We start from the raw sequence: 18,370 nt of genomic DNA on the forward strand, positions 1-18,370 counted from the left end.
GTGCCCGGCCCCGGTCCGCGGCGGGCCGGGATCCGTCGAGCATGAGACCGCCCGCCGGTACGAAAAGGATCCCCGGGGACTCCGGGCCACCCCCGACATGGTCCGGCTCTCCGCCACGACCGGGGGACCGGTTGGATCCGGACCACGTCACGGGACCCCGGGGGATTCACCCGGGATCCGCTCCGGAAGGTACCCGTGGTGTGTGACACGGTTCGATCGTACACGCACAGGTGTTCGATATCAACGCGGCACGGGTCTTCCCGCAGGTGTCGTTTCCCTGCCCACGGGGTCACTCATCCGGCCCCAGGCGACGCTCCTCCGGGATCTCGAAATCACGGCAGATCTCCCACCACACCTCCCGCGGATCCATCCCGTCCTCGATGAGTGCGGCAGCCGTCCGGCCCCGGCGGGACAGAACGTGGGACCGCATGATCCACATACCGTGCGAGTGGCCGAATTCCGCGTCGATGAGTCGGTCGAACTGATGCAGGCGCATACCGCGATCCTACAGTCGCCTCCGGACAACCCCGCCGGACGACCGGCCCCCCGCCCGACATGAACACTGTTCAAGGGCCGCACATCCGGGTACTGTCAGCACCTGTGAATGACAAAAGCATATTCAATGTCCGTGATCTCGCCTACTCTGCGGTGTTCGCCGCACTCATCATCGTCCTCGGTTACATCTCCATACCTGTGGGCGGCGCAGGGGTCCCCATCGTCCTGCAGAATGCCGCGTGCATCCTGGCCGGCCTCATCCTCGGACCGCGGAGGGGTTTCCTTGCCCTCCTGATCGTGTTCCTGCTCGGAATCGTCGGGCTCCCGGTCCTCTCCCAGGGAAAGAGCGTCCTCACCGCGCTGAGCGGCCCCACCATCGGCTACCTGCTCGGCTACCTCCTCGCCCCCCTCATCGCCGGTATCCTGAGTGCCCGCGCCCCGCGGAACCGCGCGGGCATGGCCGTCAACTTCACCTTCGCATTCGTCGCCGCGATGCTGGTCCAGTACTTCTTCGGTGTGCTCGGTCTCATGTGGCGACTCGACATGACGCTCATCGACGCCCTGAAGGTCCAGATCCCGTTCATCCCGGGAGCCGTCATCAAGCTGGTTGTGGGCGTGATCATCGCCGTCGGCGTCCACTCCGCACTCCCGGACCTCCGCAGGTTCGGTTCCGGCACGACATCAGCCCCGGAGAACGCCGAACCTGCGACACCCCGGTAGCACCACACCTAACCCCCGGGGGTCCCCGGCACCGCAGCCCCGGTCCGGACCACCGGCGAACGCGGCGAACCGTTCTGGGCCTTCGCCGGACCTCATGTCCAGTGATCCGCCGTACTCCGCCGGATCCCCTGATTCACTCACCTCCCGGGGTTGCGGGAACACACGAAAGGTCGACGCCACATGCCCCGGATCGTCTTCGACGAGGTATCGGCCGTGTTCGACGGTCGGATCGTCCTTGATTCCGTCTCACTTGAACTGACCGAATCCCGGATCGGTGTCATAGGTGCAAACGGCGGCGGAAAATCCACGCTCATACGCATGATCAACGGCCTGGGTGAACCGACGACAGGAACGGTCACGGTCGACGGAACCGACCCCGCGAAACACGGCCGCGACATCCGGCGCAGGGTCGGATTCGTGTTCTCGGACGCGGAGAACCAGATCATCATGCCGACGGTCCGCGAGGATGTCGCGTTCTCCCTCCGTCGTATGGGACTCAGCAGACGGGACCGGGACTCCCGGGTGGAGGCCATGCTCGACAGGTTCGGTCTCGGACATCTGGCGGATTCGTCTCCGCACGTCCTCTCCGGTGGGGAGAAGCAACTCCTCGCCCTCGCGGCGGTACTCATCATGGAACCCGACGTGATCATCGCCGATGAACCGACAACCCTGCTGGACCTGCGGAACCGGCTACGGATCAGACAGGAGTTCGACCGGCTGGAGCAGCAGCTGATCGTCGTCACCCACGATCTCGGGTTCCTGTCCGGGTTCGATCGGGTGATCTGTGTCCACGCCAGGAAGATAGTCGCTGACGGTGCGCCCGACGATGTCGTGTCCTTCTACCGCGATCTCATGTTCCGGGAAGGAAACTGATGGCACGGGTCGTCATGTCGTCAATTCCGATGGGGGTGTATGTTCCCGGGGATACCCGGGTCCACCGGCTGAACCCGACCTGGAAGTTCGTCCTGCTCATCGTCTACATCATCGCTTCCACACTGCTCATCCATTCGCTCCCGGGGGCTGTGGCCTGTGTACTCGGGGTCGTCGCGCTCGTCGCGGTCGCGCGGATCCCCGTTCGGGTCGCGTGGGGGCAGGTGTGGCCGGCTCTTCCCCTGCTGGGGTTCTTCGCGGCCTTCCAGTGGTGGCAGCAGGGCTTCGAACCCGCCGCGGTGGTCTTCCTGCTGATCTCCTCGTCGATCATGGCGGCGACGCTCCTGACCCTGACGACCAGGGTTTCCGCCATGATGGATGCACTCGAGGACAGCCTCCGACCACTGGAACGGTTCGGGGTTCCCGCGGCGAAGGTGAGCCTCGCGATGTCACTGACGATCCGGCTGATCCCCCTTCAGCTGGCGACGGTGCACGAGGTCCTCGATGCGAGGAAGGCCCGGGGAGCGACCATGTCCGTGGCGGCCTTCGGGACCCCCGTCATCGTCAGGTCCATTCGCCAGGCGCAACGCATCTCCGACGCACTGCTCGCCCGGGGAGTCGACGACTGAGGTCTCGCCGGTGCCACGGACGGTACGGACACACATGCGGACGGCCCCACCACCCGGTGGGGCCGTCCGCATGTTCCGGGGCCGGACGTGTTACTTCTCCTCGCGCAGCTGACGCATCTTCTCTTCGACCGCGGCATCGGCGATGTTCGGGGTGTTCGACTGCGTGTCCCACTCGAGTGCCTTGTCGGGGCCGGGGCTGCCGCTCTCGAGCTTCTCGGCGGCCATCTGGGCGCGGATCTGCTCGAGTCGACTGTGTCCGGCGAGCTGAACCCCGGCCTGCTCGACCTCGGCCATCCGGTTCTCCACCGAATTCTCGGCCAGTTCCGCCTGGCCCAGTGCGTTGGCGTAGCGGCGTTCGATCTTCTCCCGGACCTGATCCAGGTTCGGTGTACTCCCGGAGGCGGTCATCGAGTTCATGGACCGGAGTGACTCTGAGACCTTCTCCTGCATCTTCGCCTGCTCGAGCTGGCTGAGCAGTTTGGTGCGCTCACCGACCTTCTGCTGCAGCATCATCGCATTCCGCTCGACGGCCTTCTTCGCCTGTGCGGCCTGCTGAAGGGCCTGGTCGTGGAGCTGCTTGGTGTCCTCGACGGACTGCTCCGCGGTGACGAGCTGAGCGGAGAAGGCCTCGGCGGCGTTGGTGTACTCCGTGGCTTTCGCGGTGTCGCCTTCCGCTGCCGCCTTGTCCGCGAGCTGGAGGGCCTGTCGCGTATTCGCTTGGAGCTTCTCGATCTCCGCCAGTCGCCGATTCAGCTGCATCTCCAGCTGGCGCTGGTTTCCGATGACGGTCGCGGCCTGCTGGGAAAGCGCCTGGTGCTGGCGCTGCGCGTCCTCGATGGCCTGCTGGATCTGGATCTTGGGATCGGCGTGCTCCTCGATCTTCGAGTCGAACAGCGCGATGAAGTACTTCCATGCTTTGACGAAGGGGTTAGCCATTGTGAGAGTCGAGCCTTCCGTTCATTTACGTAACGCCCACGGTAGCTGCGACTGTGGGCTGATGATGCGGGGTGGGGCACGAAACGTGCCGGTTAACTGCGGACCTATTCCGGGCCGTTGCGGCTCGGTACTGCTACCAATCTAGCCGCTATGACTCTACACCGCAGCGAGGTCCGCCTCGGCGGTGTGAACCGCCATTGATCCGGCCGCCTCGATGAGAACGTCGGACACAGTGGCACCGAGGGCGTGGCAGACGGCCGCGAGCAGTTCGGAGGACACTTCCTTCCTACCGCGTTCCAGTTCCGACAGGTAGCCCGGCGAGACCCGTGAAGTCTCGGCCAGTTCCCGGAGGGTTATGCCCCGGTCCGCCCGGAACGCACGCAGAGCCGAGCCGAGTGCCTCGCGGAGCAGCGGTTCCCCGGGTTCCCTGGGTTCGCGGGGTCCACGGGATTCGTCGGCGCATGACGGTGCGTGAACCGGCTGATCGAGTAGAGCAGTGTAAGTAGCCATCACTGTAACCAACGTCCCAGGTGCCGATTTTGTTCCCCGCCCCACCGGGCCGCACCCTATGGGGCCTGAGCTCGTGTTTCAGGACGGTACAGCTCCCGTGTCCTCTCCGGCCACCGCCCGGCGCAGTTGGCGCAGGGCCTCGGCGACGGCTGCGGAGCGGATTGCACACCGATCTCCCGGCAGCAGCCCTTCGGCCCCATCCCCGGTCGCCCGGGTAGCCGTAACCCCACCTGTGGGTGAGGCCAGCCCGATCCAGACCTCACCGACCGGGTGACCGTCCTGGGAATCCGGGCCCGCCACCCCTGTCAGGCTCACCCCCCAACTCGAGTCGCAGCGGTCCCGCCCCCCTACGGCCATGGCTTTCGCGCAGTGCGCTGAGATGACACCGTGGCGGGCGATGAGATTCGGAGCGACCCCCGCGAGACTGATCTTCAGGTCGGTGGCGTACGTGACGAGACCGCCCCGGAGCACCTTGGATGCGCCGGGCACCCCGGCCAGGGTGGCTGCGGCCAGGCCTGCGGTCAGGGATTCACAGAAGGCGACCGTCTGCCGCCGGGCCGCCAGCGTGGCGACCACATCAGCGGCTACCGCATCGAGATCAGCTTCCTTCACGGCCGGATTTTCACCGGCGCCGCGAGGCAAGCAGGTACTGGACGCCGGTCGCGACGGTGACCGCCACAGCCGCGAGCATCACGAGTACCACGACAGGGTGCAGGAATCCCGGCAGCGGCACGAGGTAGAGAGCGACGGCGACCGACTGCAGAACGGTCTTGAGTTTCCCTCCCCGGGAGGCGGGTACGACCCGACCGGCCCGGAGCTGGCCCATACGCCAGAAGGTGATGCCGAGCTCCCGGACGACGATGACGACGGTGACCCACCACCACAGGGCTCCGGTGACGTTCAGGCAGACCAGTGCGGCGATCATCAGCGCCTTGTCCGCTATGGGGTCGGCGATCTTCCCGAAGTTCGTCACCAGCCCCCGGGCGCGGGCGATGTCCCCGTCGAGTTTGTCGGTGATCATCAGCGCGATGAACAGCGCGAAGGAAGCCCACATCCACCCCGCGTGTTCACTGGCGCTGCGCAGCACCAACCAGGCGAACAACGGAATGGCGATGATCCGCAGCGAGGTGAGCACGTTGGGCAGGTTGAGATTCGACGGCGACTCCGCCGTACCGCTGGATTTACTCATGGGACCACTCACAGTCCTCTACACTACTCACATCGGCGACTCGCGCCGTCGGAGGCCGCGGTCACTACAATCGGTGGACATGAATACCTTCGCCGTTGAGTACTCCTATTCCCCCGATTCCGATCTGATCACCGAGATCCGGCCGCGCCACCGTGAGTTTCTGGCTGCCCTCAAGGAGAAGGGGCAGCTGATCGGATCGGGTCCCTACACCGACGGTGACGGCGGTGCGCTCATCGTGATCCGGCTGGCGGAGCCCGCCTCAATCGACGACGCGCGCGAGCTGATGGACCGGGATCCGTTCCACACCGGAGGGGCACTCTCCGGGCGGGTCTTCCACACCTGGAACCCGGTGCTCAACGTCTTCGGCGACTGACACAACCGATGCCCCCGGTGGCTCCGCGGAATCGGAGCCGGAGACCGATCACCGGCGTGACCCGGTGATCGGTCTCTCCGTAACCCCGGGGTTCGACGGCCCGGTCAGTTCACCGCTGCGTCGTCGTGGATGTCCTTCGCCCTGTTCCACTTCGGGGCGACGGCCCCCTGTGCCTCATCCCGTTTCGTCTTGATCACCGATGCCACCGTGGTGATGACCAGGGTGACGACGATGAACACCAGAGAGACCGCCGTCGAGACCTCGGGGACGTGGATCGACTCACCCCCGTTGAGGAACGGGAGACTGTTCTCGTGCATGGCGTGGAGCGTGAGTTTCACACCGATGAAGGCCAGGATGGCACCGAGTCCGTAGGGCAGGAACACGAGACGGTCCAGAAGGCCGTCCAGCAGGAAGTACATCTGGCGGAGTCCCATCAGCGCGAAGGCGTTCGCGGTGAATACGATGTAGGGCTCCTGGGTCAGGCCGAAGATGGCGGGGATCGAGTCGAACGCGAACATCAGGTCGATGAAACCGATGCACACCAGGCAGATCATGAGTGGTGTCACCATCTTGCGCCCGTCCACCCTGGTGAACAGCTTGTCCCGGTCGAAGCCGCTCGACACCGGAACCGCCCGGCGCACCGTCCTGACCACGAGCATGTCATCGACCTCGGTCTCCTCCGCACCACGGATCTCGTCGACGATGAGTTTGATTGCGGTGTAGAGCAGGAAGACACCGAAGATGTAGAACACCCAGCTGGCCGCGTTGATCGCCGCCGCACCGAGCCCGATGAATACACCCCGGAAGAGCAGTGCCAGGGCGATGCCGATGAGCAGTACCTTCTGCTGGTACGCGCGAGGAACCCTGAAGGACCCGATGATCAGGGCGAAGATGAACAGGTTGTCCACGCTCAGTGAGAGCTCGGTGATGTACCCGGCGAAGAACTCGATACCGTGCTGGTGGTTTCCGTCCGGACCGCCCCAGGTGAGCCAGAGGAAGCCCCCGAACAGGCACGCGAGCAGCACATAGAAGATCATCCATCCCGCGGCCTCCTTCATGGTGGGCTCGTGGGGACTACGCACGTGACTGACGAAGTCGAACGCGATGAAGCCGAGCAGGACGATGACGGTGATGACCCAGGTGAGGGTGTTGACTTCCACTTGGAAAAAGACCTCCGGTCTCAGGGTGTGACGTGAAAACCGGAGGTCTCCCCCGCTACGTCGATGCCGTAGCCGACACGGCCGGGGACCGTGCCGGCACCGCCACAGGCGGCACGGGACGGCCACCGTGCTGACGACCGGTGCCGTTGGGTGGGGTACTCCCCTCCATGAACGAGACCACTCTACAGCGGCGCCGTGCGGCGACGCCAACGGTGCGGCGCGCGATACTCACGCTGGCTGTCAGAACACTCCGCCGGCTGGATTGGTGGTGACGGTCGCCGGGTCATCGTCACCATCGTCGGCTGACGCATCGCCACCGAAATCGTCCTCCTTGGGGGCCTCCGCCGGGTCGGCTCCCTTGATCATCCAGATGACGGTGTCCAGCTCCTCCGGCTTGACGAGCACTTCCCGGGCCTTGGACCCCTCGGAGGGGCCGACGACACCGCGGGTCTCCATCAGATCCATGAGGCGGCCGGCCTTGGCGAAACCGATACGGAGTTTGCGCTGCAGCATCGACGTGGACCCGAACTGGCTCGTGACGACGAGTTCAACGGCCTGGAGCAGATCCTCGAGATCATCTCCGATGTCGTCGTCGATGTCCTTCTTCGCCTCCGCGGACTTGTCCTCGGTCACTCCCTCGGTGTAGTCCGGTTCAGCCTGTGCCTTCGCTGCATCGACGACTGCCTGAACCTCCTCATCGGTGACGAAGGCGCCCTGGATGCGCTGGGGTTTGCCGGCGCCCTGCGGAATGAACAGCGCGTCCCCCATCCCGATCAGTTTCTCCGCACCCGCCTGGTCCAGGATCACCCGGGAATCGGTGAGCGACGAGGTGGCGAACGCGAGCCTGGAGGGAACGTTCGTCTTGATCAGTCCGGTGACCACATCGACGGACGGACGTTGCGTGGCGAGCACGAGGTGGATACCCGCGGCACGCGCCTTCTGGGTGATCCGGACGATCGAGTCCTCGATCTCCTTCGGTGCGGTCATCATCAGGTCGGCGAGCTCATCGACGACGCACACGATGTAGGGGTACGGACGGTACTCACGTTGGGAGCCCTGCGGGGCGGAGACCTCCCCGGACAGAACCTTGCGGTTGAAATCCTTGATGTGCCGCACGCGCGCGGACTTCATGTCCATGTAGCGCTGTTCCATCTCCTCCACGAGCCACTGAAGCGCCGACGCGGCCTTCTTCGGCTGCGTGATGATCGGCGTGATCAGGTGTGGGATGCCTTCGTAGGGGGTGAGTTCCACCATCTTGGGGTCGACGAGGATGAGCCGCACCTGCTCGGGTGTCGCCCGGGTCAGCAGGGAGACGAGCAGTGAGTTGACGAAGGCGGACTTACCCGAACCCGTCGCACCTGCGACGAGGAGGTGGGGCATCTTCTGCATCGAGTGCGAGACGAATTCACCCTCGATGTCCTTGCCGAGTCCGATGAGCATCGGATCGTGGTTGTCGACGGTCGCGGGTGCGTTGAGCACATCACCCAGCCGGACCATCTCCCGGTCGGTGTTCGGGACCTCGATGCCGACGAGTGACTTACCCGGGATGGGCGCCAGGATCCGGACGTTGTCCGTGGCCGCGGCGTACGCGAGGTTCGACTGCAGGTTGGTGATCTTCGAGACCTTCACACCGGGGCCGAGCTGGACCTCGTATCGGGTGACCGTCGGTCCGCGGGAGAACCCGACGACCGAGGCATCGACGTTGAACTCACTGAAAACCTCGGTGATCGCCTCGATCATCCGGTCGTTGGCCTCGGAGCGGGTCTTCGGCCGGTTCCCGGGAATGAGCATGTCGGCACTCGGAATGACGTAGTCGTCCGATCCGGCCACCGCGGATTGCGGTTCCGGTGCGGTTCCTGACTTCTGTTCGGTCTTCCGTTCGCTGGCCGGAACTGATGCGGGTACCGCGGCAGCGTCGACACCCGACCGGGCGATGATCGCGTCGCGCATCGCCTTTCTCGAGGCGGACACGGCGTCATCCACGCCCCTGGCGGCGGCACCGGCGGCCGCGGCGGTCGCGGCGCCCGTCGCCGCTGCGGTTTCAGCCGCGCCGGTGATCGTCCGCGCGGCGGCACCGGCACCCGCGACGGCCTCGCCTCCGGCTGCCGCGCCGGCAACCGGGCGGCCGATGGAACCCCGTTTCACCGCGGGGCGGACTGTTTCCGGCACAACGGGAAGCTCGTTGGTGTCGGATGCGGAAGGAGTCGTCGTGCGCGCGGTGCGCGCGGGTTGCTCGACCGTGGGCGCGGAGAACAGCGTGTGCTCGTCATCGTCGGAATCGGGCAGCGGATAAGCTTCCATCGGGGTGACGGGGCGACGACGGGAAGCCCGGGTCCGCGGTGGGCGATAGGTCTCCTCGTACTCCGTGAAGTCGGCGTCACCGTCGTCCGCGTAATCTCCGTCAGTCCTCTCGGGAGCGCCGTCCGATGCTGAACCGAAACCGAAGAAGGTGGCTATGCCCCCGAGGAAGGACGGACGTCCGGTAGCCAGTTCCTCGCTGCCGCTTCGTTCGAGCAATCCACCGAGGTAACCGGTGAATTCCCGGACCGTGATACCGGTGACCTTCAGCGCCCCGTAGATGATGAGGAGGACTAGAAGGGGCACCGCGATGTACGGGGTGAATCCCTTGGCCACCACATCGCCGACGAGTACACCGATCGTTCCTCCGGCGTTGCGTCGGCCGGCGATGTCGGTGGGGAGACCCGCGAAAATGTGGATGAGCCCCAGCATGGAGACGATGATGAGTACGGCGCCCACAGTGATGCGGGGTGTCGCCGACGACGCTCCGTTCCTTTCCCCGGTCCGACCGATCATAAGGGCGACCGCACCGACGATGAGAACGAGTGGAAGGACCAGCGCGCCCGCACCGATGAGCCAGCGGACGCCATCGTCGACGGCACGCCCGACGGGCCCCGCCACATCGAGCCAGACCGCGCCGCCGAGAACGACGGCCAGCGCGATGAGCGCCAGACCGAGCCCGTCATGCGGGGAGCCCTGCGGCACCCCGGGACCGGGCTCCGGAGCATCGTTCGCATCGGCCGCGGCGTCGCTGCGGCGGGTCTCACGCTCGCTCCCCCGGGTGTCGCCACCGGTGTCCGCGCGTTTCCTCCGCCCATTCCGGTTGCCCGAATCCGTAATTTCCTCCGTCTTATCGTCGCCCGGTTCGTCCGCCACCGCGTCGTCGCGGGAGCCCATGGAGCGGGTGGCGTCGCCGATTCCTCTCGCCGCCGCGCCGAACATTCCCCGGATTCCTCCTCCGACGGCCCGAAAGGCGCTTCCGGTCCGTTCCTCGGAGGTCACTGCCGCGCGCTGTGCCGGACGGGTCTGAGCCGCCCTGGGACCGCTCCGCTGACTGCGGGAGGTACCGGGGCGTTTGGTGTCTCGTCGTGTTGTTCCGGGGCGACTCTTGGCTGGCATGACTGAAAGGATAGACGCATCCGACACTCCAGTCACAGCTGCCACACCGACACGTGACCGAGAAGCCTGTCGCTCCTCTACCCCCAACGCAGTGTTGTAACCGTCAGATGCTCGTGAACCGAATCCTGTCCCGGTCGCCGGTGACGGTGACCCGGGCGGCTTTCCTGCCGAAACAGAACAGCAGGATCTCCCCGGCCGAGCCTGCGACCCGCACAACGTCGGACCCGGAACGGGCGACGCCCCGCCGATCGGCGGCGACGAAAGAAGCCGCTCCGTCCGGATCGATAATCACCGGAATGTCTGAGTTACGCAGAAGTCGGGCACCGATGCGGTGCAACACGCTGAGCAGCGTACGCTCATCCTCAGCCGCGAACGAACGCGGTTCCCATTCGGGCTGGGCCCTACGCACATCCTCATGATGCACGAAGTGCTCCCCGGCATTCACCTGGGCGTCGAGGAACCGCAGTGGACTGAAACGTGGTGGCCCGGAGGCCCATTCCCGCACGATGTCCGCGTAGTCACGCGATCCGACCTGCTCGCTGACCGAGCGGAGATGCCCCCGGAGTGCCGGCAGGAACATTCCGGCGGCAGCATCGGGACGGTTCTCCCGGACGAGGAGATGGATCGCCAGGTCCTTCGTGGTCCAGCCCTCGCAGAGGGTTGGTGCGGCGGGACCGAGTTCGAGGAGGAGCGAACCGAGTTCGGCACGCTCGGTGGCGGCGAAAGTCATGGCCCCAGCCTAGTCGTACCGGTTCAGTGAACCGATTCGACCGGGCCGGGGCCATGTCAGTGATCCGCGTGGTGGATCAGCGGGTCTCGCGGGCCTTGCGGACGGCTTCGTCCGGGACCGGGCTGTGGCTGTCCGAGTTCATCGGCACGACGGTCGGGATGACCATGGGCTTACGACGCCACTTCTGCTCGACGAAGCGCGACACCTTGCGGCGCAGCTGACGGACCATGCGGTAGGGGTCGTTCTCCCCTTCACCGGCGAGCTGCCGCATGGTGTTGTCGACCAGCTCGGTGATCTCGGGCATCATCGCCTTCGCGTCCTCGGAGAAGCCCTTGGCCTGGACGGTCGGGCGCTCCAGCGGGCGACCGGTTCGGTTGTCGATGACGACCGTGATCGAGATGAGGCCACCCTCGCCCATCTCGGTACGGTCCGCGAGGACCTCGTCGTCGATGTCACCCATGGTGACGCCGTCGACGTAGAGGTTACCGATCGGGATCTGCCCGACGACCTCGGCCTTACCGTCGACGAGGTCGACGACGACACCGTTCTGCGCGAGCATGACACGCTCGCGGTCGACGCCGGTGGAGACGGCGAGCTCCTTGTTGGCGCGGAGGTGTCGCCACTCACCGTGGACCGGCATCGCGTTCTTCGGACGAACGGCGTTGTAGAGGAACAGCAGCTCCCCGGCATAGCCGTGGCCCGAGGTGTGAACCTTGGCGTCCTTACCGGTGATAACCGTGGCACCGATCTGCGCGAGCATGTTGATGACGCCGAACACGGCCTCCTCGTTACCGGGGACGAGCGACGAGGAGAGGATGATCAGGTCACCGTCGCGGACCGTGACCTGGCGGTGCTCCCGACGCGCCATGCGGGACAGCGCCGCCATGGGCTCACCCTGCGTACCCGTGGTGATCAGCATGACCTTGTGCGGGGCCATCCGGCCCGCTTCATCCATGCTTATGAAGGTTCCCTTGGGTGCCTTCAGGTAGCCGAGCTTCTCTGCGATCTCCATGTTGCGGATCATGGAACGACCATTGAAGGCGACCTTGCGGCCGGAGGCGACCGCGGCGTCGACGGCTGCCTGGACGCGGTAGACGTTCGACGCGAAGGACGCGAGGATGACCCGCTGCTTCGCCTCGCTGATCAGCCGACGCAGGGTCGGGGCGATCTCGGATTCCGAGCCGGACATGCCGGGCGTCGTCGCGTTCGTCGAATCGCAGAGGAACAGATCGATGCCCTCGTCACCGTAGCGCGAGATCGCGGGCAGATCGGTCGGCCGGCCGTCGGTCGGCGTCTGGTCCAGTTTGATGTCGCCGGTGAGAAGGACCGTACCGGCCTTCGTCTTCAGCACGATGCCGAGGCAGTCCGGGATCGAGTGGTTCACCGCGAAGAAGCGGACGTTGAAGGGGCCGTAATCCTTTTCCGAGGCCTGGTCGACCTCGATCAGCTTCGGGCGCAGGCGGTGTTCGCGGCACTTGGCCGCGATGAGCGCGAGCGTGAACTTGGAACCGACGATCGGCAGATCGGGGCGCATCTTCAGCAGCCACGGGATGGCGCCGATGTGGTCCTCGTGCCCGTGGGTGATCACGAGGGCGTCGATGCGGTCGAGCTTGTCCTCGAGGTACGAGAAGTCGGGCAGGATCAGGTCGACGCCGGGTTCACCGGAGGACGGGAAGAGCACGCCGCAGTCCACGATGAGGATGCGGTTATTGTACTCGAAGACCGTCATGTTTCGGCCGATCTCCGAGATACCGCCGAGGGCGATGACCCGCAGACCGTTCTTCGGCGCGTTCGGGGGCTCCGGGAGACGACGGGAGAGGTCAGCGCCCTGCATGGACTTGACGACGTTCCGGCCGTGGTTCTCGTTGCCTGAGTTGCGGGTGTTGCCCCGGTTGCCCTGGGAGCGCTCGTTTCCACCGTTGCCGCTCCGGCCGCCACCGGATGAGTTGCTGCTGCGGCCACGTCGGTTGCCGCCGGAATTGCGGTCGCTGTTTCCGCCGCGGTTGTCCCTGCGGTTGCCGCGCTCCTCGTTCGGGGAACCGGTTTCGGACTTCTTCGTGTCCCGGTTGTCGGTTCCGGCGTTACCCTCCGTGGGTGCGGGCTGCTCGGGGGCCTTGAACTCGGGGGCCTCCGGCGGACCCGCCTTGCGGGTCACCTTCCGGGATCGATTACGGGTGTCAGACATATTTATAGGACTCCAGCCTGTTCTAGATCGGTGCGGAGTACCTCGAGCTGCGCCTGATCCACGGGGATCTGCGGCAGCCGGGGTTCTCCGGCGTCGAGGCCCTGCAGTCGCAGAGCCCCCTTTGAGAAGCTGACTCCACCCAGGCGAGCCTGGGCGCGGGTCAGCGGGGAAAGTTTGTTGTTGATTGCCCGCGCACGGACGAGATCGCCTTCGACGAAACTCGTGTGCAGCTCGCGCAGTTGGCGAGCGGCGACATGCCCGATCACCGAGATGAAGCCTGTGGCCCCCAGCGACAGCCAGGGGAGGTTGAGTGGATCATCTCCCGAGTACCAGGCGAGACCGGTCTCGTTGATCAGGGGTGTGGCGGCGGCGAGGTCACCTTTGGCATCCTTGACGGCCACAATCGTGCGGTGTTCAGCCAGACGTCGAATGGTATCAGATTCAATCGGAATCACCGAACGGGGCGGAATATCGTACAGGCACACCGGCAGATCGGTGGCGTCGGCCACGGCGACGAAGTGCCGGTAGATGCCCTCCTGCACTGGTTTCGAGTAGTACGGTGTGACCACGAGCAGCGAGTCAGCTCCCGCGTCCGCGGATGCCTTCGCGAGTGCGACCGAGGCCGCGGTGTCATAGCTTCCGGCCCCGGCGATGATCTTCGCCCGATCGCCGACCTCGGCCTTGACCTCGCGCAGCAGGGTGAGCTTCTCGTCGACGGTCGTCGTCGGGGACTCTCCGGTGGTGCCGGCGAGAACGAGGGCGTCGCAGCCCTCGTCGACGAGGTGCGCGGCGAGGCGGCGACCGGTTTCGATGTCGAGGTCACCGTCACGGTTGAAAGGGGTGACCATTGCGACGGCTACGGTGCCGAAGTGCTCGGCTCCGGTGCTGACTGTCATACCTGTGCTCATGTCACACGAGGTTACCCGGTCAGCTGACCGTGCCGGGCATTGCGGCCCCTCCGGCGTGTGGTACCGGCCCCCTGGATCAGCTGATCCGGCGGTCAGAAGTCGGTCACGTACGGGCTGACCGCCATCTCCGACCCGTCCGAGAGCGTGGCGATGTCGAAGTCCCCGAAGATGGTTGGGGCCATCCCCTTGAGCAACCGGAGGCATTCGACGGCGACGGTCCGGATCTCGATGTCGGCGTGCTCGGTCGCCCGCATCCCGATGAAATGGCGCCAGGCCCGGTAGTTTCCGGTCACGACGATCCGGGACTCCGTCGCGTTCGGGAGGACCGCCCGGGCCGCCTGCCGCGCCTGTTTCCGGCGCAGCAGGGCGTTCGGTTCTTCCGCCAGTTTCTCCTCCAGCGCCGCGAGCATCTCGTTGAATGTGAAACGCGCCTCGTCGACCCCCTGCATGAAGAGCCGGGTGAGTTCCTCGTCCTCGGCGATCAGACGTGGGACCACGACGTCGCTCTGCTCCGAGTGCACGAACCGCTGGGAGAGTTGGGAGAAGGAGAAGTGCCGGTGCCGCACGAGCTCGTGGGTGGCGGAGCGTGAAATACCCCGGATGTACATGGTCGCACTGGAATGCTCGAACAGCGCGGTGTGCCCGACCTCCATGATGTGCCGCAGGTACGCGGCGTTCGACGCGGTACGTGGGTTCGGCTTGTCGAAGGTCTCGTAGCAGGCGCGCCCTGCGAATTCGGCGAGCGCCTCACCGTCCGACGCATCGGTCTCCCAGTCGATGTCCTCGGGTGGTGTGAAGGTGGTGTGCGCGATCAACTGCACCTTCAGGTCGACGGGTCGGGCCACGGGTGGTGTCTCCTCGGTTGAATCGGGTAACAGGGTGAACGGTTTCCGGATCAGAGATCCAGGTACTTCTCCAGCCCGACGGTGAGGCCCGGGAACTCGTGGATCCGTCGGACGCCGACCAGGACACCCGGGACGAAGCTCGTCCGGTCATAGGAATCCTGCCGGATCGTCAGTGACTGCCCCTGCGAACCGAAGATGACCTCCTCGTGGGCGACCATCCCGGTCATCCGAACGGCGTGTACCTTGACCCCGTCGACATCGGCACCGCGGGCGCCGTCGAGGGACTGATCGGTGGCGTCCGGCTGGTCCCCCATGTCGGCGCCGCGGCGGGCGGCCGCGATCCCCTCCGCGGTGTGGATCGCGGTGCCCGAGGGGGCGTCGAGCTTGTTCGGGTGGTGGTATTCGACGACCTCTGCGGATTCGAAGAACCTGGCCGCCTGTTTCGCGAACTGCATGGTCAGCACAGCGGAGATGGCGAAGTTCGGGGCGATGAGAACACCGACGCCCTCATGGCCAGAGTCAGCTATCCATGTGCGTACCTGATCCAGGCGCTCCGGGGTGAAGCCCGTCGTCCCGACGACACAGGAGATCCCGTTACCGATGCAGAACTCGAGGTTGTCCATCACCGCGGAGGGTGCGGTGAAGTCGACGATGACCTCAGTCCCGGCCTCGACCAGTGCACCGAGATCGTCGTCCCGGTCGATCTCCGCGACCAGTTCCAGATCCGCTGCATCACGGACCCCCTCGACAACCGCCTGCCCGACGCGGCCGCCGGCTCCGAGAACTCCAACCTTCGTGGATCCACTGTGTGTCATGTCTGCTCCTCAAGTCCTTCTCTGGGTCTCCCGGTGGACCGATACCGCCCCACGGCCGTGGGCCCCGGGCGTCGGTGCACCGTTCTCCCGGACCAGTGTAGGCACCTCTCCCGGCCGGTTCCTCCCGGGGTGTGTGCCGGTGGGTGGAGAGGTACCCGCGGTACGGGATGCCGGTGTGGGTCGGCCCCATGCCGCACGAAACGCACCACCGCCCCGGGCGGAGCGGATTCCTTGGGAATCCACCCGCCCGGGGCGGTGGCTCTGGCCGGCGTTCCCGCCGGGGTGGGGACTACTCCGCAGCGTCCTCATCGACGGGCGCGAGGGAGATCTTCCCGCGGTTGTCGATGTCCAGGATCTCGACCTGGATCTTGTCGCCGACGTTGACGACGTCCTCGACGCGTTCGATCCGCTTCTTGCCGCCCAGCTTGGAGATGTGGACGAGTCCGTCACGTCCCGGCAGCAGGGAGACGAAGGCACCGAAGTTGGTGGTCTTGACGACGGTTCCGAGGAACCGCTCCCCCACCTTCGGCATCTGCGGGTTAGCGATCGAGTTGATCTTCTCGATCGCGGCATCGGCGGCCTCTCCGGAGAACGCGGACACGTAGATGGTGCCGTCATCCTCGATGGAGATGTTCGCGCCGGTGTCCTCGGTGATCGAGTTGATGGTCTTGCCCTTCGGGCCGATAACCTCACCGATCTTGGACTGCGGCACGGTGACCGTGACGATGCGCGGCGCGAGGGCGCTCATCTCGTCGGGACCGTCGATGACCTCGGACATGGTCTCGAGGATCGCCAGACGGGCGTCCCGGGCCTGGGACAGCGCACCGGCGAGGACCTCGGACGGGATACCGTCGAGCTTGGTGTCGAGCTGGAGGGCGGTGATGAAGTCCTCCGTGCCAGCGACCTTGAAGTCCATGTCGCCGAACGCGTCCTCGGCGCCGAGGATGTCGGTTAGCGCCACGTAGCGGGTCTCTCCGTCGACCTCGTCGGACACGAGACCCATCGCGATACCGGCGACGGGGGCCTTCAGCGGGACACCGGCGTTGTAGAGCGACAGCGTCGACGCGCAGACGGACCCCATGGAGGTCGATCCGTTGGAGCCGAGGGCCTCGGACACCTGGCGGATCGAGTACGGGAACTCCTCGCGGGTCGGGAGCACCGGCAGGACGGCGCGCTCGGCGAGCGCCCCGTGGCCGATCTCGCGGCGCTTCGGGGAACCGACACGACCGGTCTCACCGACGGAGTACGGCGGGAAGTTGTAGTGGTGCATGTAGCGCTTGTGGTCGACGGGCGACAGCGAGTCGATCTGCTGCTCCATCTTCAGCATGTCCAGGGTGGTGACACCGAGGATCTGCGTCTCACCGCGCTCGAAGAGCGAGGATCCGTGCGCGCGGGGGATGAGATCGACCTCGACGCCGAGATCACGGATATCGGTGATTCCGCGACCGTCGATGCGGAAGTGATCCGTGAGGATGCGGTGCCGGACGACGGCCTTCATCACGGCGTTGTAGGCGTTGCGGATCTCCTTGCCGCGCTCCGGGAACTCCTCGATGAGCGCGGCCTCGATCTCGGCCATGTGCTCGTTCGTGGCGTCGTCGCGGTCCTGCTTGCCGGCGATGGACATCAGCTTCGTCAGCTTGGACTTAGCCTTCTTCTCCACCGCGGCGTAGACGTCGTCGGCGTACGGCGGGAAGAGCGGGAACTCCTGGGTCTCCTTGGCCGCTTCCTTGGCCAGCAGGCGCTGGGCCTCGCAGAGCTTCTCGATGAAGGGCTTCGCCGCCTCGAGTCCCTCGGCCACGACGGACTCCGTCGGTGCGGGTGCCCCCTCGGCGACCCGGGCGATGACGTTCTCGGTGGCACCGGCCTCGACCATCATGATCGCGACGTCGTCACCGCCGCCCTTCTTGCCGGGGACGATGCGTCCCGCGACGACGATCTCGAACAGTGCCTGGGCGTGCTGCTCGTGGGTCGGGAACGCGACCCACTGACCCTTCGGGTGCTTCTCGTCGACGACGAGGGCCATCCGGACGCCACCGACGGGCCCGGACACCGGCAGACCGGAGAGCTGGGTGGCGGCGGACGCGGCGTTGATCGCCACGACGTCGTACATGTCCTTCGGGTCCATCGACAGGACTGTGATGACGCACTGGACCTCGTTGCGCAGGCCCTTGACGAAGGTCGGGCGCAACGGGCGGTCGATCAGACGGCAGGCGAGTACGGCCTCGGTGGAGGGGCGTCCCTCCCTGCGGAAGAACGAGCCGGGGATCCGGCCGGCGGCGTACATCCGCTCCTCGACATCGACCGTCAGGGGGAAGAAGTCGAATCCCTCTCGGGGATTGCTGGAGGCGGTGGTGGTGGCCAGCAGCATCGTGCCCTCATCGAGGTACGCGGTGACTGATCCACCTGCCTGGCGGGCCAGCTGGCCCGTCTCGAGGCGAATGGTGCGGGTACCGAAATCGCCGTTGTCGATCGTGGCGGTGGCCTCGACGATTCCGAATTCGGTGTCATTGTTGATTGTAACGTCGCGCAAGCGAGTTCTCCTTTTCTCAGCCTTCTGCTCGGCGATCTTCGGTGTCGCCGTTCATGTC

17 protein-coding genes are annotated in these 18,370 nt (G+C 65.8%); 4 read left to right on the forward strand and 13 right to left on the reverse strand.

What is annotated here, in order from left to right; all coding sequences use genetic code 11:
* Nucleotides 1-289: 289 nt before the first annotated feature.
* Complete coding sequence (locus JDV75_RS04870) at nucleotides 290-496, reverse strand: DUF3046 domain-containing protein (protein WP_198738108.1); 207 nt, start codon at nucleotides 494-496, stop codon at nucleotides 290-292.
* 104 nt (nucleotides 497-600) lie between these two features.
* On the opposite strand from JDV75_RS04870, the gene JDV75_RS04875 reads away from it, so the two are divergent.
* From JDV75_RS04875 to JDV75_RS04885, 3 genes are all read left to right on the forward strand, one after another.
* Nucleotides 601-1,215, forward strand: coding sequence for a biotin transporter BioY (locus JDV75_RS04875; RefSeq protein WP_248095106.1), 615 nt, complete (start codon nucleotides 601-603; stop codon nucleotides 1,213-1,215).
* 180 nt (nucleotides 1,216-1,395) lie between these two features.
* Entirely contained in the window at nucleotides 1,396-2,088 is a 693-nt protein-coding gene (locus tag JDV75_RS04880) for an energy-coupling factor ABC transporter ATP-binding protein (protein ID WP_198738110.1), read from the forward strand.
* Nucleotides 2,088-2,714 carry an energy-coupling factor transporter transmembrane component T family protein gene (locus tag JDV75_RS04885; protein ID WP_232958173.1) on the forward strand — a complete coding sequence of 209 codons (627 nt, stop codon included), beginning with the start codon at nucleotides 2,088-2,090 and terminating at the stop codon, nucleotides 2,712-2,714. Before JDV75_RS04880 ends, JDV75_RS04885 begins: the two co-directional genes overlap by 1 nt.
* 90 nt (nucleotides 2,715-2,804) lie before the next feature.
* On the opposite strand, the gene JDV75_RS04890 is transcribed toward JDV75_RS04885, so the two are convergent.
* The 4 genes from JDV75_RS04890 to pgsA all read right to left on the reverse strand — a co-directional run bounded on the left by JDV75_RS04890 (nucleotide 2,805) and on the right by pgsA (nucleotide 5,349).
* Nucleotides 2,805-3,650 (reverse strand): PspA/IM30 family protein, encoded by an 846-nt coding sequence (locus tag JDV75_RS04890; RefSeq protein ID WP_198738111.1) that lies wholly within the window; start codon nucleotides 3,648-3,650, stop codon nucleotides 2,805-2,807.
* Between the two features lie 156 nt (nucleotides 3,651-3,806).
* Nucleotides 3,807-4,160 carry a helix-turn-helix domain-containing protein gene (locus JDV75_RS04895; protein WP_198738112.1) on the reverse strand — a complete coding sequence of 118 codons (354 nt, stop codon included), beginning with the start codon at nucleotides 4,158-4,160 and terminating at the stop codon, nucleotides 3,807-3,809.
* A 78-nt stretch (nucleotides 4,161-4,238) separates the two neighbouring features.
* Nucleotides 4,239-4,772, reverse strand: a complete 534-nt coding sequence (locus JDV75_RS04900) for a nicotinamide-nucleotide amidohydrolase family protein (protein WP_198738113.1) — start codon at nucleotides 4,770-4,772, stop codon at nucleotides 4,239-4,241.
* A gap of 10 nt (nucleotides 4,773-4,782) precedes the next feature.
* Nucleotides 4,783-5,349: a CDP-diacylglycerol--glycerol-3-phosphate 3-phosphatidyltransferase gene (gene pgsA / locus JDV75_RS04905; RefSeq protein WP_198738114.1), complete on the reverse strand. Its 567-nt coding sequence runs from the start codon at nucleotides 5,347-5,349 to the stop codon at nucleotides 4,783-4,785.
* A gap of 79 nt (nucleotides 5,350-5,428) precedes the next feature.
* On the opposite strand from pgsA, the gene JDV75_RS04910 reads away from it, so the two are divergent.
* On the forward strand, nucleotides 5,429-5,722 hold the full coding sequence (locus JDV75_RS04910; protein WP_198738115.1) for a YciI family protein: 294 nt from the start codon (nucleotides 5,429-5,431) through the stop codon (nucleotides 5,720-5,722).
* Nucleotides 5,723-5,826: 104 nt separating this feature from the next.
* On the opposite strand, the gene JDV75_RS04915 is transcribed toward JDV75_RS04910, so the two are convergent.
* The 8 genes from JDV75_RS04915 to JDV75_RS04950 form a co-directional block, all read right to left on the reverse strand.
* Nucleotides 5,827-6,882, reverse strand: a complete 1,056-nt coding sequence (locus JDV75_RS04915; RefSeq protein ID WP_198738116.1) for a TerC/Alx family metal homeostasis membrane protein — start codon at nucleotides 6,880-6,882, stop codon at nucleotides 5,827-5,829.
* A 240-nt stretch (nucleotides 6,883-7,122) separates the two neighbouring features.
* On the reverse strand, nucleotides 7,123-10,299 hold the full coding sequence (locus JDV75_RS04920) for an FtsK/SpoIIIE family DNA translocase (RefSeq protein ID WP_198738117.1): 3,177 nt from the start codon (nucleotides 10,297-10,299) through the stop codon (nucleotides 7,123-7,125).
* A 103-nt stretch (nucleotides 10,300-10,402) separates the two neighbouring features.
* On the reverse strand, nucleotides 10,403-11,029 hold the full coding sequence (locus tag JDV75_RS04925; protein ID WP_198738118.1) for a TIGR03085 family metal-binding protein: 627 nt from the start codon (nucleotides 11,027-11,029) through the stop codon (nucleotides 10,403-10,405).
* Nucleotides 11,030-11,105: 76 nt separating this feature from the next.
* A complete protein-coding gene (locus JDV75_RS04930; RefSeq protein WP_198738119.1) occupies nucleotides 11,106-13,214 on the reverse strand; it encodes a ribonuclease J in 2,109 nt (702 codons plus the stop codon).
* Between the two features lie 2 nt (nucleotides 13,215-13,216).
* Nucleotides 13,217-14,122: a 4-hydroxy-tetrahydrodipicolinate synthase gene (gene dapA / locus JDV75_RS04935; RefSeq protein ID WP_198738120.1), complete on the reverse strand. Its 906-nt coding sequence runs from the start codon at nucleotides 14,120-14,122 to the stop codon at nucleotides 13,217-13,219.
* A gap of 92 nt (nucleotides 14,123-14,214) precedes the next feature.
* Nucleotides 14,215-14,967, reverse strand: a complete 753-nt coding sequence (gene thyX, locus JDV75_RS04940; RefSeq protein ID WP_198738121.1) for an FAD-dependent thymidylate synthase — start codon at nucleotides 14,965-14,967, stop codon at nucleotides 14,215-14,217.
* A gap of 50 nt (nucleotides 14,968-15,017) precedes the next feature.
* Nucleotides 15,018-15,782: a 4-hydroxy-tetrahydrodipicolinate reductase gene (gene dapB, locus JDV75_RS04945; protein WP_198738122.1), complete on the reverse strand. Its 765-nt coding sequence runs from the start codon at nucleotides 15,780-15,782 to the stop codon at nucleotides 15,018-15,020.
* Between the two features lie 289 nt (nucleotides 15,783-16,071).
* Nucleotides 16,072-18,312: a polyribonucleotide nucleotidyltransferase gene (locus JDV75_RS04950; RefSeq protein WP_232958174.1), complete on the reverse strand. Its 2,241-nt coding sequence runs from the start codon at nucleotides 18,310-18,312 to the stop codon at nucleotides 16,072-16,074.
* Nucleotides 18,313-18,370 lie beyond the last annotated feature (58 nt).

The organism is Corynebacterium meridianum, from assembly GCF_016342265.1.
In the GTDB taxonomy this organism is placed as follows: domain Bacteria; phylum Actinomycetota; class Actinomycetes; order Mycobacteriales; family Mycobacteriaceae; genus Corynebacterium; species Corynebacterium meridianum.